The organism is Leclercia adecarboxylata, assembly GCF_035787115.1.
Classification (GTDB): Bacteria; Pseudomonadota; Gammaproteobacteria; order Enterobacterales; family Enterobacteriaceae; genus Enterobacter; species Enterobacter adecarboxylatus_E.
In genome coordinates this window covers 65,558-92,247 of the sequence record NZ_JALKTL010000007.1, presented here as the reverse complement: position 1 = coordinate 92,247, position 26,690 = coordinate 65,558, and the positions used below count along the sequence as shown (strand labels likewise).

The window sequence follows — 26,690 nt, the reverse complement described above, 5'->3', positions numbered from 1 at the left end:
AAGCCAGAGAAAACTATCACAAATACCTGACCTACAGAAGGACAATGTTTGTAAGCAAGAATAATCCATAACGCGCTTTCCGGGGTCAGGACTTTATGTATTACCGGGTCGGTAACGTATATAATTTGTTGTTATGCCAGCTAATGCACATTAATCAGGAAAAGTATGCATATTGTTCACACTGAAGCAGATGGGGGTAAGGGCGGTCAGCCGTTACGCATCATTAATGAGTCCTTAGGGATGATTCAGCGCGGCCATCAGGTGACCATACTTTGTCCGGAGAGTGCGCCGCTGCACGGCCTGGCACGCGATGCCGGCTTAACGGTGGTGACCATGCCGTTAAGGCGCAAGAACCTTCAAAACCTGCAGCAGCTGCGCGGCTGGCTGAAAGAGCACCGCCAGTCTGTTGATGTCATAAACAGTCACAATTCTGCCGATACCTGGCTGGTGGCACTGGCCAATCTTACCCTCTCGCATCCGGTGCCGCTGGTGCGGACCCGCCATGCCTCCGGCGTGCCGCGCAATAACTGGACCACCCGCTGGCTGTTTCGTAAAGCCTGTTCGCACATTGTGACCACCGGGGAGGCGCTGCGCCAGCAGATGGCCGATATCGGCGTACCGATGGCTCAGAGCACCTCCGTACCCAGCGGCGTGGATACGCAGCGTTTCCATCCGGCGGACAAACAGCAGGCCCGCGCGCACTGCGGACTGTCGCAGGACGATTTCTGGCTGGGGGTGGTATCACACCTGCGGCCAAACAAAGGCCATAGCGTGCTTTTACGCGCCCTGGCTGCCATTGATAATTCGCATATCAAACTGGCGATAGTGGGAGAAGGGCCGCATAAGGCGACGCTGGAGCAGGAGATTGTCGCCCTGGGATTACAGGCGCGTGTAGTGATGGCGGGGCATCGCAGCGATCCTGAACGCTGGTTTCCGGCGTTTGATGTTGCGCTCAGCCCGTCGCACGATATGGAAGGTGTCCCGCAGGGGGTGCTGCAATCGCTGGCCTCGCGCGTTGCCACCATTGCCACCGACGCGGGTGGCACGGCCGATGCCATCATCAACGGCCAGACCGGGATTTTGATTGCGCAGCGCGACGAAATGGCGCTGCGCGAGGCGATAGTGCAACTGTATGACGATGCTTTGCTTCGCGAAACGCTGGCGCAGCATGGTTACGATTACCTCTGCAGCCATTTCACCCGGGAATGCATGCTTGAGTCGATGGAGAACGTCTTTTCCGTCGCGGCTCAGCGCAGCAGGTCGCGGTAGAGCGCCTGTAGCTCCTTCGCCATTCGCTCCAGGGTATAAGGCTCAGCAGTGGCGCGTGCCGCGGCTGAGTAATCAGTGCCCTGTCTGCGACCTTCAAGCCAGAGGCCGATCGCCTGCTGATAGCCATCGCTGTCGAGCGCGTCGCGAACCCAGCCGTTTACCCCCTCTTCAATCCACTCTGCCGCGCCGCAGCCATGACTGGTGAGCAGCGGCAGGCCACAGGCCAGCGCTTCAACGCAGACGTTGGGGAAGGGATCGTAGAGCGTCGGCAGGATCAGCGCATCGGCGGTGCCGTAGACCTGGCGCACGTCGGCAACCGGCCCGAGAAAACGCACCCGGGATGCCACGCCAAGCGTCTGCGCCAGTTTTTCAAATTTGCGGGCGTGCTTGTCGCGACCGGCAACCAGCAACCAGACTTCAGGATGCGGCACAATGGCCCGCAGCGCCGTCGCCACCCCTTTACGGCTAAAGCCGGAGCCCACATAGGCCAGAACCGGCGCGTTCTGCGGGATACCCAGCGCATCACGCTGGGATTGAGTGCGCACCGCCGGGCTGAAGTGGGACGTATCTACGCCGTTGTAGATTACCGTCAGCTTGTCATCCGCCAGGCCAAAGCGGCGGGCGATATCGTCCCGTACCATCCTGGAGTTGCAGATTACGTTGCGCAGCGCGGGATGGGTAAACATCTGCGCTTCCGCTCGCAAGATATAGCGGTGATAGCGGCTCAGAGACTGCGCCCAGCGCGCCAGCGGCGACTGGATGCGGTTGTACTGCTCAAGCCAGGTCGCGTGTACGCCGTCACCGGCGCGGAAGAGGGTTGCCCCCGGAATACGCTCATGACTTTGCACAATATCGAACTGCGCGAACTGCGCCGCTGCGGCAGCGGCAAACCCCGACTCCCGGTCAAGACGGTTACGGAAGGCGGGATTCACCGTCAACGTTTTCCAGCCTGCGGCGTCCTCCCACTGGCGGGCGATCAGCGTGACGTCCAGCGACGTATCCTGCGCCAGCACGTTCAACGCGCGGGAGACGAAGCGCTCCGCGCCGCCGTTGGGGTTATAGGTTTGTCGAACAATAGCCAGCTTCATACCGGGGTTTCCAGTAGCAGGGTATCAATGGCGCTCAGCACCATTTGCGGGGTGATCGCCGTAATACAGTCGGAGACGCCGCTGTCGCCGCAGCCCGCTTTACCACAGGGCTGGCAGGTAAATCCGGCGGTGATGACGCGGTAGTTCACGCCCCACGGCGCCCATTTGATCGCCCCGGTCGGGCCGAAGATGGCGACGGTCGGCGTACCGACAGCGCTGGCAAGGTGCATGGGCATCGAGTCGACGCCAAAATAGACGCGGGCATGCTTCATCAGCGCACCCAGCTCTTTCAGGTTTAACTGGCCGCTTAAGTCAAACACCGGCTGGGTGAGCGCAGCGCGCAGCGCATCCATATAGTCGGACTCTTCTTTTGACGGCGCGGCGGAGAGGATGATCGGCAGGCCGCGGGCCGCCAGATTATCAATGGTCGTCGCCAGCTTTTTGATATCCCAGGCCTTAAACATCCAGCGCGACGTGGGGTGTACCAGAATGTAAGAGCCACTGCTTAGCCCGAAACCGGCCAGTTTCTCTGCAATCGACGCTTCTGCCGCGTCACCCGGCACAAACAGGGTGTGCTTGTCGGCATCCGTCTGCGGGTGGATACCGATCCGCCGCAGCGCATCCAGATTCACCTCCACCATATGGCGGCTGTTATCCTGGATCGCCGGGTAGAGAGTGGTGAAGGATTTTACCCAGCGGCGACGCGCCAGCCCGCCCCGTTTATCAGGCTTAAAGCCGACGGAGACGCGCGGCTTCAGGCGACGTGCCAGACGCGCGCCGTGCCAGTGTTCGGTCAGGTTGATCAGCACGTCATACTGCCGCGCCTTCAGGGTGTTCAGTAACGCACGATACAGACGGAACTGCGCGAACCAACCCTTTTTACGCCAGTTACGCCCGATGGTATGCACCTGGTCGATAAAAGGATGGCTGGTGAGCATCGCCTGAGTATCGTCGTACACCAGGGCATCCACTTCGACGTTGGGATAGTTGGTTTTCAACACCGTAAAGACCGGTGAGGTCAGCAGAACGTCACCGTGGTGGCGCAGCTTCACGATCAGCACGCGCTTCGGTGGGCGCTCCGCTGAGAAAAAATCAGACATAGGCTCTCTCTGCTGCCAGCAAAGGCTCTAATTGCGCAAAAACCGCAGTGGCGGAAAGGTCGTTCAGCTGCGATGAATGTTCCGGGCGGCAGATATATTGATTTTTGCCGTAGCCGCCAATCAGACCCGGGTCCGTCGGGCCGTAAAGCGTAATATTAGGACGATCCAGCGCCGCCGTCAGGTGGCTGAGTCCCGTGTCTACTGACACCACTGCCGTTGCTCCTGCCAGCTCCTGCGCCACGCCATCCAGCTTCATACGGGGCAGTACGTCCACGTAGGTAAAACCTTCCGCCAGACGCTTCGCCCGCGCCTCTTCGTGCGGAGCGCCCCACGGCAGCCTGATGCGCAGGCCCGTATCGCTCAGCAGGCCGATCAGCTCGCGCCAGTGCGCTTCGGGCCAGTGCTTGTCATCGCGGGTCGTGGCGTGCAGGAAGATAAGATAAGGCGCGTGTGGCTTTGCACCGTGCAGGAAATGCTGCGAAATGGCGTAATCTCCCTGCACTTGCGGTTTCGCATAGCCCAGGCTTTTGGCGAACAGTTCGCGGGTACGCTCCACCGCGTGCTGCTGTTTAGCGATAGCGTGACGACGATTGTAGAACAGGCTGGCCAGCGGTTCGCGGGCGCTCTGCCAGTCCATACCGTGCTTCACACCCTGAGCCAGCCGGGTGACCAGCGCTGCGCTTTTTACCAGCCCCTGGGCATCGATAATGGCGTCGTAACGCTGAGCCTGTAACGCGTCGCGAAAGGCCTTACGCTCGGCCTTAATCGGCGCCGAGAACCAGGCTTTACGCCAGCGACGGATCGCCACCGGGATTACGCGGTCTACAGCCTCATGCCAGGTAGGGATCTGCGCGAAGCCTTCTTCCACTACCCAGTCAAAACGGATACCCGGAATAGCCTGCATGGCGTCGGTGAGCGCGGGCAGGGTGTGCAGTACATCACCCATGGAAGAGGTTTTAACGATCAGTACCCGCATCCGTTATCCTTCTTCGCTCAGCAACAGCTCGTTGAGCTCGTCGAGGACACGCTGCGGAGTAATGTCGATCAGGCTCTGGTGATAGCCTTCGGCGGCATCACCTTTACGAATTTTATGATAGCCGGTGATCAGACGGATCACGCGCGCTTTATGCGACAGCGGCGGCGTGAAGTCCGGGCTGCTCGGGCCATACAACGCCACCAGCGGGCGGTTCAGCGCCGCAGCAACGTGCATCAGGCCGGAGTCATTGGTGACTACCGCCTTACAGGCCGCCAGCAGAATGACCGCCTGCTCCAGCTGGGTTTCCCCGGCCAGGTTACGGCACCAGGCCTGCTGCTCGATGCTCAGCGCGGCGAGAATCTCATTGCCCGCCTCATGATCTTTCGCCGAGCCGAACAGCACAATCTGATAGCCTTCGTCGATCAGCTGCTTCGCCAGCTCCGCATAGTGATAGTGCGGCCAGCGTTTCGCCGGACCGAACTCCGCACCAGGGCAGAAACCAATCATCGGACGATCGGCTGACAGACCGAAGGCGTTACAGGTGTGGGATTTTTCACCCTCGTTAACCTGTAGCTGGGGCCACAGCAGCGGCTGCGGCAGATCCTTCGCGCTGCGCATCACGCCTTTGTCGTAGGCCAGCGCCACATAGCGCTCCACCATCAGCGGCCAGGCCTCTTTATCCAGGATCCGCGCGTCGTTCAGCAGGCCGTAGCGCATCTCGCCGCGCCAGCCGGTGCGGTGCGGCACGCCTGCAAAGAAGGGAACCAGCGCAGATTTGAAGGAGTTAGGCAGCACATACGCGCGGTCGTAGCGCTTATCGCGCAGGCCGTGACCGAGCTTGCGGCGTTCGCCAATTTCCAGCGCCCCGTGGCCGAGCGGCATCGGGATCGCTTCGTTCACTTCCGGCATCCGCGATAATAGCGGACGACACCACGCGGGTGCCATCACGTCAATTATCGCCTGGGGATAGCGCGCCTTGAGCGTGCGATAGAGACTTTGCGACATCATCATGTCGCCCACCCAGGACGGGCCGATCACCAGTATTTTCATTCACTTCATCCTTCAAGCTGTCTCTGCGTTGGCTGCCTGCGTTCACTCCGGTCACTTACTTTTGTAAGCTCCCGGAGATTCACTTAGTTGCCGCCTTGATACCGCTCGAATGATTTTGTGAATTTGTATCGTTGTCGCGGTTCAGCCAGGCCATATACTCCGTCACCCCTTCGGCAACGGTCTTGAACGGCTTGTCATAGCCCGCGGCGCGCAGGTTGGTCAGATCCGCCTGGGTAAACGCCTGGTAGCGGCCTTTCAGTTTTTCCGGGAACGGGATGTACTCGAGGCTGCCTTTCTGGTGGTACGCCAGCGCTGCGTCAGCCACCGCCTGGAAGGATTCTGCGCGACCGGTACCCAGGTTGAAGATGCCGGAGACGCCGTTTTCCCAGAACCACAGGTTAACCGCTGCGACGTCGCCCACGTAGACGAAGTCACGCTTGAAGCCGTCGCTGCCTTCGAACAGTTTCGGGCTTTCGCCGTTGTTCAACTGCGTATTGAGGTGGAAGGCCACGCTCGCCATGCTGCCTTTGTGGCCTTCGCGCGGACCGTAGACGTTGAAGTAGCGGAAGCCGACAATCTGGGAGTTAGCTTCTGGCAACACCTGACGCACATATTCGTCAAACAGGAACTTGGAATAGCCGTAGACATTCAGCGGCTGCTCATATTCACGGGATTCAATAAAGTCTGACGTGCGACCGCCGTAGGTTGCCGCGGAAGAGGCATACAGGAACGGGATTTCGCGCTCCAGGCAGTAGTGCAGCAGCTCTTTGGAGTACTGATAGTTGTTGTCCATCATGTACTTGCCGTCCCACTCGGTGGTGGAGGAGCAAGCACCTTCATGGAAGATTGCGTCGATATCGCCGAACTCTTCGCCCGCCATAATCTGGATCAGAAAGTCTTCTTTATCCATGTAGTCGGCAATGTTCAGATCCACCAGGTTAACGAACTTGGTGCCGTCTTTCAGGTTGTCCACCACCAGAATGTCGGTGATGCCTTTGTCATTGAGGGCCTTAATAATATTGCTGCCGATAAAGCCCGCGCCGCCGGTAACGATGATCATAACTGTAACCTTTGAAGTGTGGAGCCCGGGGACAATCCCGGGCACTAATATTCATATCATATCATTAGTATGACCACCCTTCAGCCATTCACCGACTTAGCGCAGGGGTACACGTGATTTATGCTGCAAAAACGATAACTCTTAAAGCGTCATCTCGTATCGGGGTATAGCTTTGGGTAATATGTGCCGAAATTTGCCGAGTCTGGAGAATTGCAATGCGTGGTGATTTTTACAAACAGTTAAACAGTGACCTGGAAACCGCGCGGGCGGAAGGGTTGTTCAAAGAAGAGCGAATCATTACCTCCGCTCAGCAGGCGGATATCACCGTTGCCGACGGCAGCCATGTGATCAACTTCTGCGCCAACAACTATCTGGGTCTTGCGAATCACCCTGAGCTGATTGCCGCGGCGAAAGCGGGCATGGACACCCACGGTTTTGGCATGGCTTCCGTGCGTTTCATCTGCGGCACCCAGGACAGCCATAAGGCGCTGGAGAGCAAGCTGGCCGCGTTCCTCGGTATGGAAGACGCTATTCTGTACTCTTCCTGTTTTGACGCCAACGGCGGTCTGTTTGAGACCCTGCTCGGCGCGGAAGACGCCATTATTTCCGATGCCCTGAACCACGCGTCGATCATCGACGGCGTGCGTCTGTGTAAAGCGAAGCGCTTCCGCTACGCCAACAACGATATGGTTGAGCTGGAGGCCCGTCTGAAAGAGGCTCGTGAAGCCGGCGCGCGTCACGTGCTGATCGCCACCGACGGCGTGTTCTCTATGGACGGCGTGATCGCCAACCTGAAGGGCGTCTGCGACCTGGCGGACAAATACGATGCGCTGGTGATGGTCGATGACTCACACGCGGTCGGCTTTGTTGGCGAAAACGGTCGTGGCTCCCACGAATATTGCGACGTGATGGGCCGCGTGGACATCATCACCGGTACGCTGGGTAAAGCGCTCGGCGGCGCGTCTGGCGGCTACACCGCCGCGCGTAAAGAGGTGGTGGAGTGGCTGCGTCAGCGTTCCCGTCCGTACCTGTTCTCTAACTCGCTGGCCCCGGCCATTGTTTCCGCCTCCATTAAAGTGCTGGAGATGGTGGAATCCGGTGCCGATCTGCGCGACAAGCTGTGGGCCAACGCCCGTCTGTTCCGCGAAAAAATGACCGCTGCAGGCTTTACGCTGGCCGGTGCCGATCACGCCATTATCCCGGTGATGCTGGGCGATGCCGTCGTGGCGCAGAACTTCGCCCGCGAGCTGCAGAAAGAGGGGATTTACGTCACCGGTTTCTTCTTCCCGGTGGTGCCAAAAGGTCAGGCGCGTATCCGCACCCAGATGTCCGCGGCGCATTCCCCTGAACAAATTGAGCGTGCGGTGGAAGCCTTTACCCGCATCGGCAAACAACTGGGCGTGATTGCCTGAGGACGAATGATGAAAGCGTTATCCAAACTGAAAGCGGAAGAAGGCATCTGGATGACCGACGTACCGGAGCCGGAAGTCGGTCATAACGATCTGCTGATTAAAATCCGTAAAACTGCCATCTGCGGCACTGACGTGCATATCTACAACTGGGACCAGTGGTCGCAAAAAACCATTCCGGTACCGATGGTTGTGGGCCACGAATATGTCGGCGAAGTGGTTGGCATTGGCCAGGAAGTGAAGGGCTTTAAAATTGGCGATCGCGTCTCCGGTGAAGGCCATATCACCTGCGGACACTGCCGTAACTGCCGCGGCGGGCGCACGCATCTGTGCCGCAACACCGTCGGTGTGGGCGTAAACCGTCCGGGCTGCTTCGCAGAATACCTGGTGATCCCGGCGTTCAACGCCTTCAAAATCCCCGATAACATCTCAGACGATCTGGCCTCCATCTTTGACCCGTTCGGTAATGCGGTGCATACCGCGCTGTCGTTCGACCTGGTGGGCGAAGACGTGCTGGTTTCCGGTGCGGGCCCAATCGGCATCATGGCGGCGGCCGTAGCGAAGCACGTCGGCGCCCGTAACGTGGTGATCACCGATGTGAACGAATACCGTCTGTCCCTGGCACGCAAAATGGGTGTGACCCGTGCGGTGGATGTCTCGAAAGAGAGCCTGAGCGACGTTATGGAAGAGCTGGGCATGACCGAGGGCTTTGACGTGGGTCTGGAGATGTCCGGCGCACCACCGGCGTTCCGTACCATGCTCGACACCATGAACCACGGCGGACGTATTGCGATGCTGGGTATTCCGCCATCGGATATGTCCATCGACTGGAACAAAGTCATCTTTAAGGGGCTGTTCATCAAGGGCATTTATGGCCGTGAGATGTTCGAGACCTGGTACAAAATGGCGGCGCTGATCCAGTCCGGTCTGGATCTCTCACCGCTCATCACCCATCGCTTCTCCATCGATGAGTTCCAGCAGGGCTTTGACGCGATGCGTTCAGGCCAGTCCGGGAAAGTGATCCTGAGCTGGGAATAAATAAAAAGCGCCTGCGGGCGCTTTTTTTCGCTGGCCTCACGTTTTTAAGTCCACAAACGGATTGCCACCAACTTTTCTTCGCTTTTTTCACCCTGCGCTTATAGAGTTTGCTGAGTTTTACTTAACTTTACAGCGCCTATGTTCAAGCTCACCGTTTGTTTATTGACCTGTAACTCAGCGCGGCTGCTGCGTGAAGTGCTGCATCCTTTAACCATTGTCGCCGATGAGCTCATCGTTCTCGACTCTGGCAGTCACGACGCCACGTTAGCCATTTGCCAGGAGTACGGTATTACCACCCACCACCACCCTTATGCCATGCATGGCGTGCAGATGAATCACGCCATCGATCTGGCGAGCAATGACTGGGTGTTATGCATGGACAGTGATGAAATTCTGGATGCGGAAACTGTGGATTTTATCCTGCGCCTGAAGGCGGGTGATGAACCTCACCCACAGCTGGCATGGCGCATCTCCCGGTACTGGCATGTACTGGGGGAAGAGGTGCGTACCCTTTATCCCGTCTCTTCGCCTGATTTCCCGGTGCGGCTGTTTAACCGGACCCAGGCGCGCTTTAATCAGCGCCCGGTGGATGACAAAGTGGAAGGGACGATCCAGTCGGTGAAAATCCCGGGCCGTGTGCGGCATGACACCTTCTATTCGCTGCATGAGGTATTCAACAAGCTCAACAGCTACACCAGCCGCCTGGTGAAATATCAGCCCGTCAGGCCGTCGATTGGACGTGGTGTGATCAGCGCTATCGGCGCGTTCTTCAAATGGTATCTGTTTAGCGGCGCGTGGCGGCAGGGGAGAGTGGGCGTGGTGACCGGTCTTTACGCCACCTTTTACAGCTTTCTGAAATACTTCAAAGCCTGGTATCAGCATAAGGAGCAAAAAGCGTCCGCGGGCAAAAACAAACACACGGACTCTCACGTCATTGAGTAAGCCATCTCGCTTCAGGGCGGGATTTAGCTTTTCCTGCCCCAGCCCTGCCACTGCAGCTGAACATACTTCACCAGCGTACTCTGGCTGATGCTTTCGCCAATGACCGAGAAATAGCGGGTGACATAGACCGGCTCTGGCGGCTGCTTAGGCGCGCAAAGCGTCACGCCACGGAAGGGATTACGCGGTTTTGTGCCTGGCGCAGTACCGCCGGGCGGTGTGCTGACCGGCCGGGATGTATCCACCTGCGGCTCATTGAGCAGGCTGCTCGCGGGCACGAGGGTGATATCTGCAGGCAGGTTGGGCAGCATCTGCTGTAACACGCGAACGGTGGAAGGATGAGGGTGACCAATGGCGATCGCAGAACCTGAGCGACGGGCCACCTGTACGGCGCGATTAAACTGGAAGCGGATATCGGCTTCGTTTTGCGTGTCGTCGAGGAACACTTTGCGCTTAATCACCTTCACGCCCGTTCCCTGTGCGGCGCGCATCGCCTGGCTGTTGCCGATGGTCATGCTGTCCAGGAAGTAGAGGTTATAGCGCGCCAGGGACTGCATCACCTTCTGCATGCCAAACAGGCTGGAGGTCATGGCGCTGCCCATGTGGTTATTCAGCCCTACGGCGTAAGGCACTTTGTTGTAAGCCTCGCGGATGATGCGCTCGATCTCGTCGCTGGTCATCTCCGGGCGCAGCGTGTCCTTTTCCAGGGGCTGTTTGCTGAGCGGCGCCATCGGCAGATGGATCAACACTTCGTGCCCGCTGTTATGGGCTTTAGTGGCCATTTCATGCGCATGAGGCGCGTTCGGCAGAACGGCGACGGAGATGGCGGATGGCATCGCCAGGACCTGATTTTCTGTGTGTGGACGATAACCGAAGTCATCGATAACGATAGCGAGTTTACCTGCGTAAACCGGCATCGCCAGCGCCAGTGCGCTGACGAGGGGGAGAACCATACGACGAAATTGAAGCAAAACTTATCTTCCCAACCACGGCTGTGGATTGACCGCCTGACCCTGGCGACGAATTTCGAAATAGAGTGACGGGCGGCCCTGACCGCCACTGCTGCCCACAAGGGCGATTGCCTGACCGGCTCGCACCTGGGTGCCCACGCTGACCAGCGCGCTCTGATTGTAGCCGTAGAGGCTCATATCGCCTTTACCGTGCTCAACCACCACCACCAGCCCGTAGCCCTGCAGCCAGTCGGCGAGGATCACCCGGCCATCGGCGATCGCTTTGACTTCGCTGCCTTCCGATGCGCCGATCACAATCCCCTTCCAACGTAGCTCACCCTGCAGCTGTTCGCCATAGCGATGCAGAATTGAGCCGCGAACGGGCCAGTAGGCCTGGCCACGCGGTGAGCCGAGACCGCCGGTGCGGGACATCAGCGAGCGCTCGTTTTCGGTCGGTTTATAGGTGGTGCCTTTGCGGGACGCTTCCTGCTGTTTGTTACGTACGGCCTGCGCTTCGCGGGCCTCTTTTTCGGCACGTGCTTTCGCGGCCGCTGCCGCGCGGGCGATGCTGTTGCGCAGTTTCGATTCGTTAGCGCGCATTTCACTTAGCTGGCTCTGGCCTTCCTGAATGGAAGATTCGAGACCGGCAAGGGTTTTCTTACGCTCGTTGCGCGCCTGCTCCAGTTTGGCCTGTTGCGCCTGCTGATCGTAGAGCAGGGTCTGCTGCTGGCTCTGTTTCTCTTCCAGCTCCGCTTTTTGCGTGGTGACCTCTTCGCGCGTCTGCTTCAGCTGGGCGATGGTCTCCTGGCGGGACTGGTTGAGATAACCGAAATAGGCCTGAAGGCGCTGGCCGCGCTGGCTCTCTTCGCCGCTGAGGATCAGCTGAACGCCGGTGTGTTCCCCCTGGCGAAAGGCCGCGTCTAACTGCGCCGCAAGGTTGCGCTCCTGAGCGGCACGCTGGCGCTCAAGTTTAGCGATAGACGCATTCATCTCGTCTATCTGTTTATTCAACTGGGCGAGGGTGTTCTGGGTTTCACGTAGCTGACGCGCAGCGGCGGAGATGGCCTCTTCCTGCTTTTTGAGTTGAGCGAGCAGCGAGGCGCGCTGCTGCTGTTGCTGGCGAACTGCCCGCTCTTTGGCCGCGATATCGGCCTGAATGGTTTTAAGCTGATCGCGCTCGTCCGCCTGTGCGGATGCGGCGCACAACAATACGCCAGCGCTGAGTGCGCTGGCGTACAGTAAAGGCCTGACTGATAACCGTAACGGCTTCACGACCCATGTGATTGAAACAATCGCCTTTCCCCTCATGGGGAGGGATTATTCCACGATGAACAGCGGCTTGCCAGTCATCTCTTGCGGGATTTCCATGCCCATCAGGGACAGCATGGTCGGTGCGATGTCCGAAAGCTTACCGCCATCGACGGATTTAACCGATTTATCGCCGATATAAATCAGCGGAACCGGCAGGTTCGTATGCGCGGTGTGCGCCTGGCCGGTGGCCGGATCGCGCATCTGCTCGGCGTTACCGTGGTCGGCAGTGATCAGCATCTGGCCACCCGCCGCTTCCACCGCTTTTGTCACCTGCTCGATGCACACATCCAGCGCCTCAATGGCTTTGATCGCCGCTTCCATCACCCCGGTATGGCCAACCATGTCGCCGTTCGGGTAGTTACAGATGATGGTGTCGTATTTGCCGCTTTCGATAGCGGCGATCAGCTTCTCGGTCAGCTCGGCAGAGCTCATCTCTGGTTGCAGATCGTAGGTCGCCACTTTCGGGGAGTTAATCAGAATGCGATCTTCCCCTTTGAAGGACTCTTCAACGCCGCCGTTAAAGAAGAAGGTGACGTGGGCGTATTTCTCGGTTTCGGAGATGCGCAGCTGGGTCTTGTCGTGCTTCGCCATCCACTCGCCGAAGGTGTTCGCCAGGGAAGACGGCGGATAGGCGCACGGCGCTTTGATGTCGGCAGCGTATTCGGTCAGCATCACGAAGTCGCCCAGCTTCACTTCTTTCCTGCGGGCGAAGCCGTCAAAGTCAGCATTAACGAAGGCGCGGGTAATTTCGCGGGCACGGTCAGCGCGGAAGTTCATGAAAATCAGCGCATCGCCATCTTCCATTGCGGCATCGGCCTGGTCCTCGGCGCGGATCACGGTCGCTTTCACGAATTCGTCGTTTTCATCACGGGCGTAAGCGGCTGCCAGTGCGGCAACAGCGGTGTCGGCCTGGAATTCGCCTTTGGCTTCGACCAGCAGGTTGTAAGCGTGTTCGACGCGATCCCAGCGGTTGTCGCGGTCCATGGCGTAGTAGCGACCAATAATAGACGCCACGCGGCCTTTGCCCAGGGCGGCAAACTTGTCTTCAAAGGCTTTCAGGGAGGATTCGGCGCTGCGTGGTGGGGTGTCGCGGCCATCCAGGAAGGCATGCAGATAGATTTTGTCTGCGCCTTTTTCGGCTGCCAGCTCTACCATCGCCATGATGTGATCTTCGTGGCTGTGCACGCCGCCCGCAGAGAGCAGTCCCATAATATGCACGGCTTTGCCCGCTGCTGCCGCTTTTTCAACCGCGCCAGTCAGTATCGGGTTAGCAAAGAAGGTGCGTTCTTTAATTTCAACATCCAGACGGGTCAGATCCTGATAAACAATACGTCCCGCACCCAGGTTGACGTGTCCAACTTCGGAGTTGCCCATCTGACGGTCTGGCAGACCCACTTCCAGGCCGGACGCATCAATCAGCGTGTGCGGGCGTTTTGCCCACAGCGCGTCCATGACCGGGGTTTTAGCGTTGAAAATGGCGTTATCCTGCTGATCTTCGCGATAGCCATAGCCGTCCAGAATCATCAGTACCATAGGTTTTTTAGAAACCGACATTGCGACAACCTCTTTGCTCAAAAGACAAAAAATTTGCGTAATTTTACTACAGCTGAATCGATCAAATAGCCGCAGAAGATCAAAGAAACCGCGGGGGTAAGGCTAAGGTTAGGTCAATTTTGGTCTTTTTTTTCGTGGCAGCACGCAGAAAATGGATTAGCTTATGGTCGCTGGCTGTATTTGCCACAACGCACAGGTATACTCCTGTCCTGGTTTTTTATTCACTCAGTCGGGAGTCGTTACCCCCCATGCAAGAAATTATGCAATTTGTCAGCCGCCACCCCATACTTTGTATCGCGTGGATTGGTCTACTGGCAGCAGTACTTTTCACCACTTTCAAAGGCCTCACTTCTAAAGTGAAGGTAATTAACCGCGGCGAAGCAACGCGTCTCATCAATAAAGAAGAGGCGGTGGTTGTCGATCTGCGCCAGCGTGATGATTTCCGTAAAGGCCATATTGCAGGGGCAATTAACCTGCTGCCGACCGAAATCAAAGCCAATAACCTTGGCGAACTGGAAAAGCATAAAGACAAACCCGTTATTGTCGTTGACGGCACCGGGATGCAGGCTAACGAGCCCGCTAATGCGCTCGTCAAAGCTGGCTTTGAGAAAGTCACTGTCCTGAAGGACGGTATCTCTGGCTGGAGCGGCGAGAATCTGCCTCTGGTTCGCGGTAAGTAAACAGGAGTCTGAACATGGCCAATATCGAGATCTACACCAAAGCGACCTGTCCGTTCTGCCATCGTGCGAAAGCGCTGCTGGACAGCAAAGGCGTTACCTTTCAGGAACTGCCTATCGATGGCGACGCTGCAAAGCGTGAAGAGATGATTAAACGTAGTGGCCGTACGACGGTTCCGCAGATTTTTATCGATGCGCAGCACATTGGTGGCTGTGATGACTTGTATGCGCTCGATGCGCGTGGTGGACTTGATCCCCTGCTGCGCTAAGGCGTTTTAGGACAATTAAAAAGGGTTTTTCCATGTCAGAACAAAACAATACCGAAATGACTTTCCAGATCCAGCGCATCTACACCAAAGATGTCTCCTACGAAGCACCTAATGCGCCGCACGTTTTCCAGAAAGACTGGCAGCCAGAGGTTAAACTTGATCTGGATACCGCTTCCACCCAGCTGGCGGAAGATGTGTATGAAGTCGTGCTGCGTGTTACCGTCACCGCCTCTCTGGGCGAAGAAACTGCATTCCTGTGCGAAGTACAGCAGGGCGGTATCTTCTCCATCGGCGGCATCGAAGGTAACCAGATGGCGCATTGCCTGGGCGCATACTGCCCGAACATCCTGTTCCCGTATGCCCGTGAATGCATCACCAGCCTGGTTTCCCGTGGTACGTTCCCGCAACTGAACCTTGCGCCGGTGAACTTCGATGCGCTGTTTATGAACTATCTGCAGCAGCAAGCTGGCGAAGGTACTGACCAACATCAGGATGCCTGATGAGTACTGTCAATGCGTCAATGACTGTGATCGGTGCCGGCTCTTACGGCACCGCTCTTGCCATCACCCTGGCAAGAAATGGTCACGAAGTGATTCTCTGGGGCCACAATCCCGAACATATCGCAACGTTAGAAGCCGATCGCTGTAACGTCGCGTTTCTCCCCGATGTCCCTTTCCCTGACTCACTGCATCCTGAAAGCGACCTTGCGACTGCGCTTGCTGCCAGCCGCAATATTCTGATCGTGGTGCCCAGCCATGTTTTTGGTGAAGTACTGCGTCAGATTAAACCGCTGATGCGTGAAGATGCGCGCGTGGTATGGGCGACAAAAGGACTGGAAGCCGAAACCGGACGCCTGTTGCAGGATGTCGCCCGCGAAGCGCTGGGAGATGACATTCCGCTGGCGGTGATCTCCGGCCCGACCTTTGCGAAAGAGCTGGCGGCAGGGCTGCCAACGGCCATCTCGCTGGCCTCGACCGATGAGACCTTCGCTGACGATCTCCAGCAGCTGCTGCACTGCGGTAAAAGCTTCCGCGTTTACAGCAACCCCGATTTTATCGGCGTCCAGCTGGGCGGCGCGGTGAAGAACGTGATCGCTATTGGCGCGGGCATGTCCGACGGCATCGGCTTTGGGGCGAACGCGCGTACCGCCCTGATCACCCGCGGGTTAACGGAAATGTCCCGCCTTGGCGCAGCGCTCGGCGCCGATCCGGCCACCTTTATGGGGATGGCAGGATTAGGCGATCTGGTGCTCACCTGTACCGACAACCAGTCCCGTAACCGTCGTTTCGGCATGATGCTCGGCCAGGGCATGGATGTGATCGGCGCACAGGAGAAGATCGGCCAGGTGGTGGAAGGCTACCGCAATACCAAAGAAGTCCGCGAGCTGGCACACCGTTTTGGTGTCGAAATGCCAATAACCGAGGAAATTTATCAGGTATTGTATTGCGGAAAAAATGCGCGCGAGGCAGCATTGACCCTGTTAGGTCGTGCACGCAAGGACGAGCGTAGCAGCAGTTAACCGCAGGAAAGCGTTGTCACCTGAATGACCCGGCTGGCAAAGACTGGCCGGTCATTATCATTACGTCTGGAGTAAGCAATGCCGTGTGAAGAACTGGATATCGTCTGGAACAATATTAAAGCCGAAGCCCGGGCTCTGGCTGACTGTGAGCCAATGCTCGCCAGCTTCTACCACGCGACGCTACTCAAGCACGAAAATCTCGGCAGCGCCCTGAGCTATATGCTCGCTAACAAGCTGGCTTCGCCGATCATGCCGGCTATCGCCATTCGCGAAGTGGTGGAAGAGGCCTATGCGGCCGACCCGGAGATGATCGCCTCCGCCGCCTGCGATATTCAGGCGGTACGTAATCGCGACCCGGCGGTGGATAAATACTCCACGCCGCTGCTCTATCTGAAAGGTTTCCACGCTCTGCAGTCTTACCGTATCGGCCACTGGCTGTGGAACGAAGGCCGCCGCGCGCTGGCGATCTTCCTGCAGAACCAGGTCTCTGTGACCTTCCAGGTCGATATTCACCCGGCGGCGAAGATTGGCCGTGGCATCATGCTCGACCACGCGACCGGTATTGTCGTGGGTGAAACGGCGGTAATTGAAAACGATGTCTCTATCCTGCAGTCCGTTACCCTGGGCGGGACCGGGAAAACCAGCGGCGACCGTCACCCGAAAATCCGTGAAGGGGTGATGATTGGCGCAGGAGCAAAAATCCTCGGCAATATCGAGGTGGGACGCGGCGCGAAGATTGGCGCTGGTTCAGTGGTGCTGCAACCCGTTCCCCCGCATACCACCGCGGCTGGCGTACCGGCGCGTATCGTCGGCAAACCGGACAGCGATAAGCCCGCGATGGATATGGATCAGTTCTTCAACGGCATCCACCATACCTTTGAGTATGGCGACGGGATTTAACTTCTGAGAACGGCGCCTGCATACCCCAGCTGGCGCCAGGCTTCATACACCACTACCGACACCGCGTTCGACAGGTTCATGCTGCGGCTGTCCGGCATCATGGGAATACGGATTTTTTGTTCAGCGGGCAGGGCATCGAGAATAGTGGCCGGCAGGCCGCGCGTTTCCGGGCCAAACAGCAGATAATCCCCCGCCTGATAGCTCACCGCGCTGTGGGCAGGCGTGCCTTTCGTGGTGAGGGCAAAGATCCGTTCCGGCTTTTCCGTTTCCATAAATGCGGCCTGATCTTTATGGCGAACCACGGCAGTAAATTCATGGTAATCAAGCCCGGCGCGGCGCAGGCGCTTGTCATCCCACGTAAAACCCATCGGCTCGATGATGTGCAGGCGAAAACCGGTGTTAGCGCAAAGACGGATGATGTTGCCGGTGTTAGGCGGAATTTCTGGTTCGAATAAAACGATGTTAAGCATGCTGCCCCCTTGATTGCGGGGCAGAATATCATTCCCTCTCCCCTTTGGGGAGAGGGTCAGGGTAAGGGGATCAGACCGCACCCATCTAAGCCGCATTCCCCTGCGCCAGCGGTGCCAGCCCGGCAGGGAGCTTACTCAACTCCTGTACCAGCATCTCCTTGCTGATGTCCGGGATAGTTTTCGCGCCGGTCAGCGTCATCGCCACCTTCATCTCTTTCTCGATCAGGTTAAGCAGATTTGCCACCCCCGCCTGGCCGTGGGTCGCCAGCGCGTACAGATACGCCCGGCCCAGCAGCACGCTGTCGGCGCCGAGGGCAATCATGCGCACCACATCCAGTCCGTTGCGGATCCCCGAGTCTGCCAGAATGGCGATATCGCCTTTTACCGCATCGGCAATGGCGGGCAGGGCGCGGGCGGAGGAGAGCACGCCGTCGAGCTGACGACCACCGTGGTTCGACACCACGATTCCGTCTGCGCCAAAGCGCACCGCATCGCGGGCATCTTCCGGATCGAGGATCCCCTTGATCACCATCGGGCCATCCCAGAATTCACGGATCCACTCCAGGTCTTTCCACGAGATTGACGGGTCAAAGTTATTCGCCAGCCAGCCGATGTAATCTTCCAGCCCCGTCGGTTTACCCAGATAGGTGGAGATATTACCCAGATCGTGCGGGCGACCATTGATTCCCACATCCCATGCCCACTGCGGATGGGTTACCGCCTGCCAGTAGCGGCGCATCGCGGCATTCGCGCCGCTCATTCCGGAATGGGCATCGCGATAGCGCGCGCCGGGGGTCGGCATATCGACGGTAAAGACCAGCGTGGAGCAGCCTGCCGCCTTCGCCCGCTCCAGTGCATTGCGCATAAAGCCGCGGTCGCGCAGGACATACAGCTGGAACCACATCGGGCGCTTGATGGTGGGCGCCACCTCTTCAATCGGACAGACCGAGACGGTAGAGAGGGTAAAAGGAATGCCTTTTGCATCCGCTGCCGCCGCGGCCTGCACTTCACCCCGGCGGGCATACATGCCGCACAGCCCGACCGGCGCGAGAGCGACCGGCATAGAGAGAGTTTCGTTGAACAGTTTTGTCTCAAGGCTCAGGTCAGACATATTCTTCAGCACGCGCTGACGCAGGGCCACTTCCGACAGATCTTCCACGTTGCGGCGCAGGGTATATTCGGAATAGGCGCCGCCATCAATATAGTGAAACAGGAACGGCGGCAGAATGCGCTGGGCGGCGGCGCGATAATCACTGGCTGCGGAAATGATCATGAGTTGTTCTCCCTGGAAATAGCGTTGTCGCCAGGCAGACGGGTAATACGCGCCTGTCGGGCCTGATCTTCATCGAATTGTTTAATGGTGGTGTGGACGAAGCCCAGATGCGCCATCATCGCGGCGCGTGCGGCTTCAGCATCACCGGCAAGAATGGCGTTGAGAACCGCCTCGTGCTGCTCGGTCAGCCGGACAAAAACGGGAGGGACCAGATACATACGCTGGCGACTCTGCTTAACGGAGGATTGCAGCAGGTCGAAGAAGCCGCGCATGGTCTGGAGTAGCACGACGTTGTGCGAGGCCTCGGCGATGGCCAGATGAAAACGCACGTCTGCCTGCGAGGCGATATCCGGGTCACTGCTTTGCGTCGCCTCGAAGCAGGCTTTGAGCTTCTCTTTATCCGCTTCGGTTGCCCGCATCGCCGCATGCCAGGCGGTGCTGGTCTCGATGGCGTGGCGGGCTTCGAGGATATCAAAGCTGTAGTCCGGGTCGTTCTCCATCAGGGTTTTCAACGGCTGAACAATGTTCTGCCCGGACCAGTCATCGTGCTGCCAGCGCACAAAGGTGCCGCCGCCGCGACGGCTTACCAGCACCCCTTCGCTGACCAGGGTCGCCAGGGCTTCGCGCAGCGAGTTGCGCGACACGCCAAGCCGGGCGGCCAGCTGACGCTCGGCGGGCAACTTCATGCCCGCTTCCAGCTGCATCTCTTCAATCAGCGCCCGTACGCGAGTAGCAATCTCGTCGGACAGGCGTCTGGGCATCACTATCATGGGATCATCCAGGTTAAGACATAGGCCTGCAGGGTGGTGATGACCCCGACCATGCAGGTAAATATCAGGCTGTGTTTCACGGTAAAGCGGAACAGATCGGACTCTTTACCCACCAGCCCCACCGCTGCACAGGCAATGGCGATGGACTGCGGCGAGATCATCTTCCCGGTCACACCGCCGGTAGTGTTGGCTGCCACCAGCAGCACATCCGACACGCCAATCTGCTGCGCGGCCGTTGCCTGCAGGGCAGCGAACAGGGCGTTAGACGACGTATCTGACCCGGTCAGGAATACCCCCAGCCAGCCGAGGAACGGCGAGAAGAAGGTGAATGCGGAACCGGTATGGGCCAGCGCCAGCGCCAGCGTTGATGACAGGCCGGAGTAGTTCGAGATAAACGCGAACGCCAGCACCATGCCGATGGAGTAGATCGGCAGCATCAGCTCTTTAAGGGTAGCCGCAAAGGTCTGCACTGCGGCAGCTGGCTTCATGCGCAGCCACACCACGGAAAGGATCGCGGCAAACAGGATGGCCGTGCCGGTGGCGGAGAACCAGTCGAATTTGAACACTGCCGCATACGGCGTGGCGTCGTGCACCACCGGCGGCATACGGGCGACCATCTTGTCGAGGAACGGCACGGAGATATTCACCACCATGTCGTACAGCGCGCCGTTCGGGGCAAACAGGGCTTTAAACGGCGGGATACTCCACAGCGTCACGGTCGCGGTCAGGAACAGGAACGGAGACCAGGCGCGGACAATCTGCCCGGGCGTATAGCCGGTGCGGGCCAGGGTCTGATCGACCTGCGAGGCACCCATATCGGCAAAGCGGAAGATGCGTACCGGCTTCCAGCGTTTCAGGAACAGCGTCAGGCAGACCAGCGACACCAGCGACGAGATGATGTCCGGCAGTTCCGGCCCGAGGAAGTTGGAGCTGAGATACTGGGCAATGGCGAACGAGCCACCTGCGACCATCACCGCAGGCCAGGTCTCTTTAATGCCGCGCCAGCCGTCCATAATCGCCATGATCCAGAACAGCACGATAATGGTCAGGAACGGCAGCTGACGGCCCACCATCTGACCAATCTCAAAGCTGTCCAGCCCGGTCACCTGCCCGGCTACCAGAATCGGGATCCCCATCGCGCCAAAGGCCACCGGCGCGGTGTTGACGATCAAACACAGACCGGCAGCGTACAGCGGGTTAAAGCCCAGCCCCACCAGCAGGGCGGCGGTGATCGCCACCGGCGCACCAAACCCGGCCGCACCTTCAAGGAACGCGCCGAAGGAGAAGCCGACGATCAGCATCTGCAGGCGCTGGTCCGGAGTAATGGAGAGGATGGACGAGCGGATAATGTCGAACTGTCCGGTTTTCACCGAGATTTTATAGACAAAGACCGCCGCAATGATGATCCAGGCTATCGGCCACAGACCGTAGAAGAAGCCATACACCACCGAGGCCAGCGCGCGATCGACCGGCATTTTGTAGAAGAACAGCGCCACCAGCAGGGCGATGGCAACGGTGTAGGTTGCCGCAAGATACCCTTTCAGCTTGAGCTTAATTAGCGCGAAGAAGAAAAACAGAATAGGTAGCGAAGCTATCAGGCTCGACAGCCAGATGTTTCCAGCCGGATCGTAGTTTTGTTGCCAGAGGCTCATTGCAGGTCTCCCGAGGACCACACCTGCTGCGAGGCGGTGAGTCTGTGCTCATCTCTGCGTCACAGTATGTGTAAAAGTGGTCCTGCCAATAGTGTGATGTAGGGTTAATGACAACAAATGGTTAACCAAATGTTATTGGTCGGCAATGATTTTGTAAGTGAAGATTATGGAAGTGTGAACCAGAGAAGGGTTGGTTGGGGAATTGGTAGGGCCAATCTGGACGCTCCTGAAAGCATAGCTTTAAATGCGGCACTTAGAAAAATAGTGAATTTCGTCTCCTGTTACATACAGATTAATGCTCAAAAGGATCTTAAGAAGATCCTTTTGCTTTTACCGATCGTTATAACTACCAGTTACCATATGGATATTTTTTCCCTTTAATGAACTCAGGTGTCTTTCCGTAATAAACATACCCGTTAGGATGTTTCGTCACCCCTTTGCATATCAGCATATCATCCCCTGTCAGGGTGAACTGCCGGGCAGGATGCTGGAGTACAACAGGATCGCCGTTATCTTCAAGCCAGACTCGCACGGTTCCACCCGGAGCCAGCCCGATAATCATATTATCCCGGTAATACGTCTTTCCCGGCTTATAGGTATCAGGATAGGCAGCGAGCATCTGCTGCCACGTCTCCCGGCTGAACCAGATCTCCGTTTCATACGCCTTTTTATCGATAACTGAGTCCCAGCATACGGTCATCCTGACTGGTAGCGCCTTGCCGATATTAAAATTTGCCGAGAATCCGCCCACGCGCTGGCTCCATGTTCCTACACTGCCCTGGCTGGGTTCGGTCGGGTCCAGTCGCCGGAAGATACTTTCGCGGATATCCCCGTCCTCCAGATACACCATCGTTACCAGCGCGGGCAGGTTGACGGGATAGAAAAAATTAAACTGCCAGCGATCATAAGGCAGTTTCTGCCCCCACTGTTCCACGCCGTCTCCCAGCAGCGACTTTACGCCTGCCCGGCGGTCGTGGCAGCCGGAAATAATTATGAAACCCAGCACGGTCACCATCAGCGGTAATCGTCTCATCCCTGCCTCCTCAGAAAAGTCCGTCCAGCGCGTCGGCAGTCGCCCGCGCCCGCTCTTCCCACTGCTGCTGGTCGTTTATCCACCATATGAAGGAGCGTTCATCCGTCGGCGCATAGTTGTTAGATTTAATGAAGCTCTCTGGCTCCGTGGTCCGCCGGACGTCGTAACCCCTACCAGTTACCATATGGATAGTGCTTCCCCTCAATAAAATTTCGGATGAAGGGATCGTAACCATTAACCTCGATGTAATTGAAATCAATCCGGTTGGGAACATTTTTGCATATCAGCATATCATCCCCTGTCAGGGTGAACTGCCGGGCAGGATGCTGGAGTACAACAGGATCGCCGTTATCTTCAAGCCAGACTCGCACGGTTCCACCCGGAGCCAGCCCGATAATCATATTATCCCGGTAATACGTCTTTCCCGGCTTATAGGTATCAGGATAGGCAGCGAGCATCTGCTGCCACGTCTCCCGGCTGAACCAGATCTCCGTCTCATAGGCCTTTTTATCAATAATCGAATCCCAGCAAACGGTCATACGTACCGGTAGCGCCTTACCGATATTAAAATTTGCCGAGAATCCGCCCACGCGCGGGCTCCATGTTCCTACGCTGCTCTGGCTGGGTTCGGTCGGGTCCAGTCGCCGGAAGATACTTTCGCGGATATCCCCGTCCTCCAGATACACCATCGTCACCAGCGCGGGCAGGTTGACGGGATAGAAAAAATTAAACTGCCAGCGATCGTAAGGCAGTTTCTGGCCCCATTGCTCCACGCCGTCTCCCAGCAGCGACTTCACGCCTGCCCGGCGGTCGTGGCAGCCGGAAATAATTATGAAACCCAGCACGGTCACCATCAGCGGTAATCGTCTCATCCCTGCCTCCTCAGAAAAGTCCGTCCAGCGCGTCCGCAGTCGCCCGCACCCGGCCTTCCCAAATAAAGCCCTCTGGCTCCGCTGCCCGCCGGACGGCGTTCCTCTACCAGCTACCATATGGATAGTTTTTCCCTTTAATGAACTCAGGTGTCTTTCCGTAATAAACATACCCGTTAGGATGTTTCGTCACCCCTTTACATATCAGCATATCATCCCCTGTCAGGGTAAATTGCCGGGCGGGATGCTGAAGCACAGCAGGATTCCGGTTGTCCTTCAGCCATACTCTGACTTTTCCTTCCGGGGCCAGACCTATTATCATTTTGTTTCGGTAATACGTTTTTCCCGGGCGGTAGGTATCAGGATAGGTCGCGAGCATCTGCTGCCAGGTCTCCCGGCTGAACCAGATCTCCGTTTCATACGCCTTTTTATCGATAACTGAGTCCCAGCATACGGTCATCCTGACTGGTAGCGCCTTGCCGATATTAAAATTTGCCGAGAATCCGCCCACGCGCTGGCTCCATGTTCCTACACTGCCCTGGCTGGGTTCGGTCGGGTCCAGTCGCCGGAAGATACTTTCGCGGATATCCCCGTCCTCCAGATACACCATCGTTACCAGCGCGGGCAGGTTGACGGGATAGAAAAAATTAAACTGCCAGCGATCGTAAGGCAGTTTCTGCCCCCACTGCTCCATGCCGTCTCCCAGCAGCGACTTCACGCCTGCCCGGCGGTCGTGGCAGCCGGAAATAATTATGAAACCCAGCACGGTCACCATCAGCGGTAATCGTCTCATCCCTGCCTCCTCAGAAAAGTCCGTCCAGCGCGTCCGCAGTCGCCCGCGCCCGGCCTTCCCAAATAAAGCCCTCTGGCTCCGCTGCCCGCCGGACGACGTTCCCCTACCAGCTACCATATGGATAGTTTTTCCCTTTAATGAACTCAGGTGTCTTTCCGTAATAAACATACCCGTTAGGATGTTTCGTTACCCCTTTGCATATCAGCATATCATCCCCCGTCAGGGTGAGTTGCCGGGCGGGATGCTGGAGTACGGATGGATTTCCGTTATCCTCAAGCCAGACCCTTACAGTACCGCCAGGAGCCAGACCAACCGCCATTCGGTTCCGGTAGTAAGGTTTACCCGGATGATAGGGATCAGGATATGCCGTAGTCATCTGCTGCCACGTCGCCTGACTGAACCAGATCTCCGTTTCATACGCTTTTTTGTCGATAACCGAGTCCCAGCATACTGTCATCCTGACCGGCAGCGCTTTCCCCCGGTTAAAGTACCCGCCATATCCCCCCATCAAATCATGCCAACTCCCGACACTCAGATCACTGATGTCCATAGGATCTAACCGGCGGAAAATACTCTCCCGGATATCCCCGTCTTCCAGGTACACCATCGTCACGAGTGCTGGCAGATTTTTCGGGTATATAAAACTGAAATTCCAGTTATCGTAAGGCAGCTTCTTCCCCCACTGCTCCACGCCGTCTCCCTGCAGCGTCTTCACGCCTGCCCTGTGATCATGGCAGCCTGCAAGAAGCATGACGCCCAGCACAGCCACCATTAGCGGTAATCGTCTCATCCCTGCCTCCTCAGAAAAGTCCGTCCAGCGCGTCAGCGTTCGCCCGCGCCTGGTCTTCCCACTGCTGCTGGTCGTCCATCCGCCACACCGTCCGCACCCATCCTTTGCCCGGTGCCATCGGCCACACGAAGGAGCGTTCATCCGTCGGCGCATAGTGGTTTCGCAGGAAAACCTCACCTGATGACGGACTCACCCACAGGCTCAGGTCAGAGTCGATGTTCCAGTTCGCCGAACAGTGCAGATAACGCCCGATAGTCCGCATCTCCTCCGCCGTAAAGCCCTCCGGCTTGGCGCCGTGCCGGACCGCGCGTCCCTGCGCTATCGCTTTAGCACACAAGGGAAGCAGTTCTGATGGCAGCGTCAACTCTTTGTTACTGCTGAGTATCGGGGCAAAGATAACCCCGGCGTCTTGTGCCGCATCGAGCATCACCCGCATGCACACCTTTTCCCAGTCGTTCGGCACCGCTTTACGCGTCATGAACACCGCCGCGCCGACTTTCTTCTCAAAAATAAACGCCCGCGCTTTGTTCCGGTTAACTAACGGCCACGAAATCATTTTCGTCTCCACCACACCGTGCGGCATCAGGTACTTCAGCGCCGGCAGCGAATACAACGCCTGACGCATCTTCTCCGTCTGACGGTACACCGCAGTCTGCGTCTCGTCCGCGCCCTCCGGTATCACTTCAAAGTCCGGCATCGTCAGCAGGGATATTTCATCCTCCCCCGCGTTGTAGCCCCCGCCAATGTCCGAGTGCGCTCCCGGCAGCGCCAGCTCCGGCCACATCCCTGCGATGCTGTTCAGGCTGAAGTTATACCGGCACTCGTGCATCGCGCTTATCTGAAACACCTTTTGCGCCACTGAGGGACGCAGCTCAAGGTTCACCCCTGGGTTGCTGCGCCCGTTAATGCCGTAGAAGTTCAGCAGACTCCCGATGGCTGCCACCGTGTCAAACAGCCCCAGAAAACGCACCTCACCCGCAGGTTTTCCATGATGCCCCGCCATATCCAGTCCGTTCTCTATCGCTGCCGCTATCGCCGCGTCCTGGTCCATTATCCGGTTGGCAAAGTGCCGCTCCGCCGCCGCCCCGCGGCTGAATCCGAATACGTCAAACTGCACTTTCGCGATCGCCATTTTGTCACGGTTAAGTTTGATAAAGCGGGTAAGCTCTGCGCTGATCTTGTCCAGCGCCTCATCGGTCTTCGTCACCACTCCTTGAAACTGCCGGATAAGGCTACTACCCAGCGCTTGACCCAACATAGAATCACTCTCTCCGTCCGCCGTCCCGATGCCGCTGACGTAGGCTTTCACCTGCGCCTCTGTCTCGTTGTCGTTGAGTTCATCACTTGGCTGATAAAGATCAAACAGCCGCGAAATATTAGTTATCCCGCCCTGCCAACTGGCGTTACCCAGCCCCGCTCTGGCATGCTCTTCATACTTCGCGCACGCCCTGGCTCGCTCCTCGCCGACCAGACCGGCGCAATGGGCATATGCCAGCCGCAAATCGTCTGAATTTGTCCGGTTATTACCCGTGCCGTCAAAGAACACCCCCACGGTCAGTGTGATTCCCCTGACTGGCACCCGCCGGCACTGGACGGTTTTAAAGCTGCAATGAATGCTGGTCTTATGGGTGGTATCTCCGATAATTTCATATCGGTAATATCCCTTATCTTCCGGTGGATCCGTTTTACCTGAAACCATAATAAGTCCATTTATTCTGTGTGGTTATTTGGTTTTTCATCATACCTTAACCAAAATTAATGCTCTATCTCGGTTGTAAAATGTCGTCTCTGGTGTTCAGAAAGTAAGGGCGCTGCATCAGTCTTCTTCAGCAGATCCAGGGAAGGGCTGTAAGTACTGTCGGACATGGCGGTTATATCTCGACCGCTTACAGACGGCCAGGGAATTTAATTCGGCTTTTGGATGTGGTGGC

The 26,690-nt window shown here is 57.4% G+C and carries 27 protein-coding genes; 9 read left to right on the top strand and 18 right to left on the bottom strand.

Annotation, left to right across the window (positions count from 1 at the left end; genetic code table 11):
- Window positions 1-165 precede the first annotated feature (165 nt).
- Window positions 166-1,269, top strand: a complete 1,104-nt coding sequence (locus MXM41_RS19235) for a glycosyltransferase family 4 protein (protein WP_325933753.1) — start codon at window positions 166-168, stop codon at window positions 1,267-1,269.
- Here the strand turns inward: MXM41_RS19235 and MXM41_RS19230 are convergent.
- From MXM41_RS19230 to rfaD, 5 genes are all read right to left on the bottom strand, one after another.
- Window positions 1,248-2,357 carry a glycosyltransferase family 4 protein gene (locus MXM41_RS19230; protein WP_325933752.1) on the bottom strand — a complete coding sequence of 370 codons (1,110 nt, stop codon included), beginning with the start codon at window positions 2,355-2,357 and terminating at the stop codon, window positions 1,248-1,250. The genes MXM41_RS19235 and MXM41_RS19230 overlap by 22 nt on opposite strands.
- Complete coding sequence (gene rfaQ, locus MXM41_RS19225; RefSeq protein ID WP_325933751.1) at window positions 2,354-3,457, bottom strand: putative lipopolysaccharide heptosyltransferase III; 1,104 nt, start codon at window positions 3,455-3,457, stop codon at window positions 2,354-2,356. The genes MXM41_RS19230 and rfaQ overlap by 4 nt, the downstream gene beginning before the upstream one ends.
- Window positions 3,450-4,433, bottom strand: coding sequence for a lipopolysaccharide heptosyltransferase RfaC (rfaC, locus tag MXM41_RS19220; protein WP_325933749.1), 984 nt, complete (start codon window positions 4,431-4,433; stop codon window positions 3,450-3,452). Before rfaC ends, rfaQ begins: the two co-directional genes overlap by 8 nt.
- Window positions 4,434-4,436: 3 nt before the next feature.
- The gene (rfaF, locus tag MXM41_RS19215; protein WP_325933747.1) at window positions 4,437-5,483 is read right to left on the bottom strand and encodes an ADP-heptose--LPS heptosyltransferase RfaF; all 1,047 of its coding nucleotides are present in this window, start codon (window positions 5,481-5,483) and stop codon (window positions 4,437-4,439) included.
- Between the two features lie 79 nt (window positions 5,484-5,562).
- Window positions 5,563-6,543 carry an ADP-glyceromanno-heptose 6-epimerase gene (gene rfaD, locus MXM41_RS19210; RefSeq protein WP_325933745.1) on the bottom strand — a complete coding sequence of 327 codons (981 nt, stop codon included), beginning with the start codon at window positions 6,541-6,543 and terminating at the stop codon, window positions 5,563-5,565.
- Between the two features lie 215 nt (window positions 6,544-6,758).
- Here rfaD and kbl point away from each other — a divergent pair, with 215 nt between their 5' ends.
- The 3 genes from kbl to MXM41_RS19195 all read left to right on the top strand — a co-directional run bounded on the left by kbl (window position 6,759) and on the right by MXM41_RS19195 (window position 9,932).
- Window positions 6,759-7,955, top strand: coding sequence for a glycine C-acetyltransferase (gene kbl, locus MXM41_RS19205; protein ID WP_325933744.1), 1,197 nt, complete (start codon window positions 6,759-6,761; stop codon window positions 7,953-7,955).
- Window positions 7,956-7,964: 9 nt separating this feature from the next.
- Complete coding sequence (gene tdh, locus MXM41_RS19200) at window positions 7,965-8,990, top strand: L-threonine 3-dehydrogenase (RefSeq protein ID WP_325933743.1); 1,026 nt, start codon at window positions 7,965-7,967, stop codon at window positions 8,988-8,990.
- 138 nt (window positions 8,991-9,128) lie between these two features.
- Complete coding sequence (locus MXM41_RS19195; protein ID WP_325933742.1) at window positions 9,129-9,932, top strand: glycosyltransferase family 2 protein; 804 nt, start codon at window positions 9,129-9,131, stop codon at window positions 9,930-9,932.
- Window positions 9,933-9,955: 23 nt separating this feature from the next.
- Here the strand turns inward: MXM41_RS19195 and MXM41_RS19190 are convergent, their stop codons facing one another.
- The 3 genes from MXM41_RS19190 to gpmM are packed head-to-tail and all read right to left on the bottom strand — an operon-like array spanning window position 9,956 to window position 13,744.
- Window positions 9,956-10,900 carry a divergent polysaccharide deacetylase family protein gene (locus tag MXM41_RS19190; protein WP_325933741.1) on the bottom strand — a complete coding sequence of 315 codons (945 nt, stop codon included), beginning with the start codon at window positions 10,898-10,900 and terminating at the stop codon, window positions 9,956-9,958.
- Window positions 10,901-10,903: 3 nt separating this feature from the next.
- The gene (gene envC / locus MXM41_RS19185) at window positions 10,904-12,163 is read right to left on the bottom strand and encodes a murein hydrolase activator EnvC (protein ID WP_325933918.1); all 1,260 of its coding nucleotides are present in this window, start codon (window positions 12,161-12,163) and stop codon (window positions 10,904-10,906) included.
- 33 nt (window positions 12,164-12,196) lie between these two features.
- Window positions 12,197-13,744: a 2,3-bisphosphoglycerate-independent phosphoglycerate mutase gene (gpmM, locus tag MXM41_RS19180; protein WP_325933739.1), complete on the bottom strand. Its 1,548-nt coding sequence runs from the start codon at window positions 13,742-13,744 to the stop codon at window positions 12,197-12,199.
- 248 nt (window positions 13,745-13,992) lie between these two features.
- Between gpmM and MXM41_RS19175 the strand changes: the two genes are divergently transcribed.
- The 5 genes from MXM41_RS19175 (at window position 13,993) to cysE (ending at window position 17,109) form a co-directional block, all read left to right on the top strand.
- Window positions 13,993-14,424 (top strand): rhodanese-like domain-containing protein, encoded by a 432-nt coding sequence (locus MXM41_RS19175; protein WP_325933738.1) that lies wholly within the window; start codon window positions 13,993-13,995, stop codon window positions 14,422-14,424.
- A 14-nt stretch (window positions 14,425-14,438) separates the two neighbouring features.
- Entirely contained in the window at window positions 14,439-14,690 is a 252-nt protein-coding gene (grxC, locus tag MXM41_RS19170; RefSeq protein ID WP_103177738.1) for a glutaredoxin 3, read from the top strand.
- Window positions 14,691-14,722: 32 nt separating this feature from the next.
- Window positions 14,723-15,190: a protein-export chaperone SecB gene (gene secB, locus MXM41_RS19165; RefSeq protein WP_039030146.1), complete on the top strand. Its 468-nt coding sequence runs from the start codon at window positions 14,723-14,725 to the stop codon at window positions 15,188-15,190.
- Window positions 15,190-16,209: an NAD(P)H-dependent glycerol-3-phosphate dehydrogenase gene (gpsA, locus tag MXM41_RS19160; protein ID WP_325933737.1), complete on the top strand. Its 1,020-nt coding sequence runs from the start codon at window positions 15,190-15,192 to the stop codon at window positions 16,207-16,209. The genes secB and gpsA overlap by 1 nt, the downstream gene beginning before the upstream one ends.
- A gap of 78 nt (window positions 16,210-16,287) precedes the next feature.
- Window positions 16,288-17,109, top strand: a complete 822-nt coding sequence (gene cysE / locus MXM41_RS19155; RefSeq protein WP_039030144.1) for a serine O-acetyltransferase — start codon at window positions 16,288-16,290, stop codon at window positions 17,107-17,109.
- On the opposite strand, the gene trmL is transcribed toward cysE, so the two are convergent.
- From trmL to MXM41_RS19105, 10 genes are all read right to left on the bottom strand, one after another.
- Window positions 17,106-17,579 (bottom strand): tRNA (uridine(34)/cytosine(34)/5-carboxymethylaminomethyluridine(34)-2'-O)-methyltransferase TrmL, encoded by a 474-nt coding sequence (gene trmL / locus MXM41_RS19150; RefSeq protein WP_325933736.1) that lies wholly within the window; start codon window positions 17,577-17,579, stop codon window positions 17,106-17,108. The two genes, cysE and trmL, sit on opposite strands and share 4 nt — an antisense overlap.
- 85 nt (window positions 17,580-17,664) lie before the next feature.
- Window positions 17,665-18,852: an FMN-dependent L-lactate dehydrogenase LldD gene (lldD, locus tag MXM41_RS19145; protein WP_325933734.1), complete on the bottom strand. Its 1,188-nt coding sequence runs from the start codon at window positions 18,850-18,852 to the stop codon at window positions 17,665-17,667.
- Window positions 18,849-19,622: a transcriptional regulator LldR gene (gene lldR, locus MXM41_RS19140; RefSeq protein ID WP_325933732.1), complete on the bottom strand. Its 774-nt coding sequence runs from the start codon at window positions 19,620-19,622 to the stop codon at window positions 18,849-18,851. Before lldR ends, lldD begins: the two co-directional genes overlap by 4 nt.
- Window positions 19,619-21,274, bottom strand: a complete 1,656-nt coding sequence (lldP, locus tag MXM41_RS19135; RefSeq protein WP_325933730.1) for an L-lactate permease — start codon at window positions 21,272-21,274, stop codon at window positions 19,619-19,621. The genes lldR and lldP overlap by 4 nt, the downstream gene beginning before the upstream one ends.
- Window positions 21,275-21,620: 346 nt before the next feature.
- Window positions 21,621-22,307 carry a DUF2931 family protein gene (locus tag MXM41_RS19130; protein WP_325933728.1) on the bottom strand — a complete coding sequence of 229 codons (687 nt, stop codon included), beginning with the start codon at window positions 22,305-22,307 and terminating at the stop codon, window positions 21,621-21,623.
- A 10-nt stretch (window positions 22,308-22,317) separates the two neighbouring features.
- Window positions 22,318-22,491: a hypothetical protein gene (locus tag MXM41_RS19125; protein WP_325933727.1), complete on the bottom strand. Its 174-nt coding sequence runs from the start codon at window positions 22,489-22,491 to the stop codon at window positions 22,318-22,320.
- Entirely contained in the window at window positions 22,478-23,179 is a 702-nt protein-coding gene (locus MXM41_RS19120) for a DUF2931 family protein (protein WP_325933724.1), read from the bottom strand. The genes MXM41_RS19125 and MXM41_RS19120 overlap by 14 nt, the downstream gene beginning before the upstream one ends.
- Window positions 23,180-23,282: 103 nt before the next feature.
- Entirely contained in the window at window positions 23,283-23,969 is a 687-nt protein-coding gene (locus tag MXM41_RS19115; RefSeq protein WP_325933721.1) for a DUF2931 family protein, read from the bottom strand.
- A gap of 103 nt (window positions 23,970-24,072) precedes the next feature.
- Complete coding sequence (locus MXM41_RS19110) at window positions 24,073-24,759, bottom strand: DUF2931 family protein (RefSeq protein WP_325933720.1); 687 nt, start codon at window positions 24,757-24,759, stop codon at window positions 24,073-24,075.
- A gap of 10 nt (window positions 24,760-24,769) precedes the next feature.
- Window positions 24,770-26,458 (bottom strand): DUF2235 domain-containing protein, encoded by a 1,689-nt coding sequence (locus tag MXM41_RS19105; protein WP_325933718.1) that lies wholly within the window; start codon window positions 26,456-26,458, stop codon window positions 24,770-24,772.
- Window positions 26,459-26,690: the final 232 nt, after the last annotated feature.

Bases quoted from the DNA above. Each gene is read 5' to 3' on its own strand.
- MXM41_RS19235 (WP_325933753.1), top strand. From the start codon at position 166: ATGCATATTGTTCACACTGAAGCAGATGGGGGTAAGGGCGGTCAGCCG.
- MXM41_RS19230 (WP_325933752.1), bottom strand. From the start codon at position 2,357: ATGAAGCTGGCTATTGTTCGACAAACCTATAACCCCAACGGCGGCGCG.
- rfaQ (WP_325933751.1), bottom strand. From the start codon at position 3,457: ATGTCTGATTTTTTCTCAGCGGAGCGCCCACCGAAGCGCGTGCTGATC.
- rfaC (WP_325933749.1), bottom strand. From the start codon at position 4,433: ATGCGGGTACTGATCGTTAAAACCTCTTCCATGGGTGATGTACTGCAC.
- rfaF (WP_325933747.1), bottom strand. From the start codon at position 5,483: ATGAAAATACTGGTGATCGGCCCGTCCTGGGTGGGCGACATGATGATG.
- rfaD (WP_325933745.1), bottom strand. From the start codon at position 6,543: ATGATCATCGTTACCGGCGGCGCGGGCTTTATCGGCAGCAATATTATT.
- kbl (WP_325933744.1), top strand. From the start codon at position 6,759: ATGCGTGGTGATTTTTACAAACAGTTAAACAGTGACCTGGAAACCGCG.
- tdh (WP_325933743.1), top strand. From the start codon at position 7,965: ATGAAAGCGTTATCCAAACTGAAAGCGGAAGAAGGCATCTGGATGACC.
- MXM41_RS19195 (WP_325933742.1), top strand. From the start codon at position 9,129: ATGTTCAAGCTCACCGTTTGTTTATTGACCTGTAACTCAGCGCGGCTG.
- gpmM (WP_325933739.1), bottom strand. From the start codon at position 13,744: ATGTCGGTTTCTAAAAAACCTATGGTACTGATGATTCTGGACGGCTAT.
- MXM41_RS19175 (WP_325933738.1), top strand. From the start codon at position 13,993: ATGCAAGAAATTATGCAATTTGTCAGCCGCCACCCCATACTTTGTATC.
- grxC (WP_103177738.1), top strand. From the start codon at position 14,439: ATGGCCAATATCGAGATCTACACCAAAGCGACCTGTCCGTTCTGCCAT.
- secB (WP_039030146.1), top strand. From the start codon at position 14,723: ATGTCAGAACAAAACAATACCGAAATGACTTTCCAGATCCAGCGCATC.
- gpsA (WP_325933737.1), top strand. From the start codon at position 15,190: ATGAGTACTGTCAATGCGTCAATGACTGTGATCGGTGCCGGCTCTTAC.
- cysE (WP_039030144.1), top strand. From the start codon at position 16,288: ATGCCGTGTGAAGAACTGGATATCGTCTGGAACAATATTAAAGCCGAA.
- trmL (WP_325933736.1), bottom strand. From the start codon at position 17,579: ATGCTTAACATCGTTTTATTCGAACCAGAAATTCCGCCTAACACCGGC.
- lldD (WP_325933734.1), bottom strand. From the start codon at position 18,852: ATGATCATTTCCGCAGCCAGTGATTATCGCGCCGCCGCCCAGCGCATT.
- lldR (WP_325933732.1), bottom strand. From the start codon at position 19,622: ATGATAGTGATGCCCAGACGCCTGTCCGACGAGATTGCTACTCGCGTA.
- lldP (WP_325933730.1), bottom strand. From the start codon at position 21,274: ATGAGCCTCTGGCAACAAAACTACGATCCGGCTGGAAACATCTGGCTG.
- MXM41_RS19130 (WP_325933728.1), bottom strand. From the start codon at position 22,307: ATGAGACGATTACCGCTGATGGTGACCGTGCTGGGTTTCATAATTATT.
- MXM41_RS19125 (WP_325933727.1), bottom strand. From the start codon at position 22,491: ATGGTAACTGGTAGGGGTTACGACGTCCGGCGGACCACGGAGCCAGAG.
- MXM41_RS19120 (WP_325933724.1), bottom strand. From the start codon at position 23,179: ATGAGACGATTACCGCTGATGGTGACCGTGCTGGGTTTCATAATTATT.
- MXM41_RS19115 (WP_325933721.1), bottom strand. From the start codon at position 23,969: ATGAGACGATTACCGCTGATGGTGACCGTGCTGGGTTTCATAATTATT.
- MXM41_RS19110 (WP_325933720.1), bottom strand. From the start codon at position 24,759: ATGAGACGATTACCGCTAATGGTGGCTGTGCTGGGCGTCATGCTTCTT.
- MXM41_RS19105 (WP_325933718.1), bottom strand. From the start codon at position 26,458: ATGGTTTCAGGTAAAACGGATCCACCGGAAGATAAGGGATATTACCGA.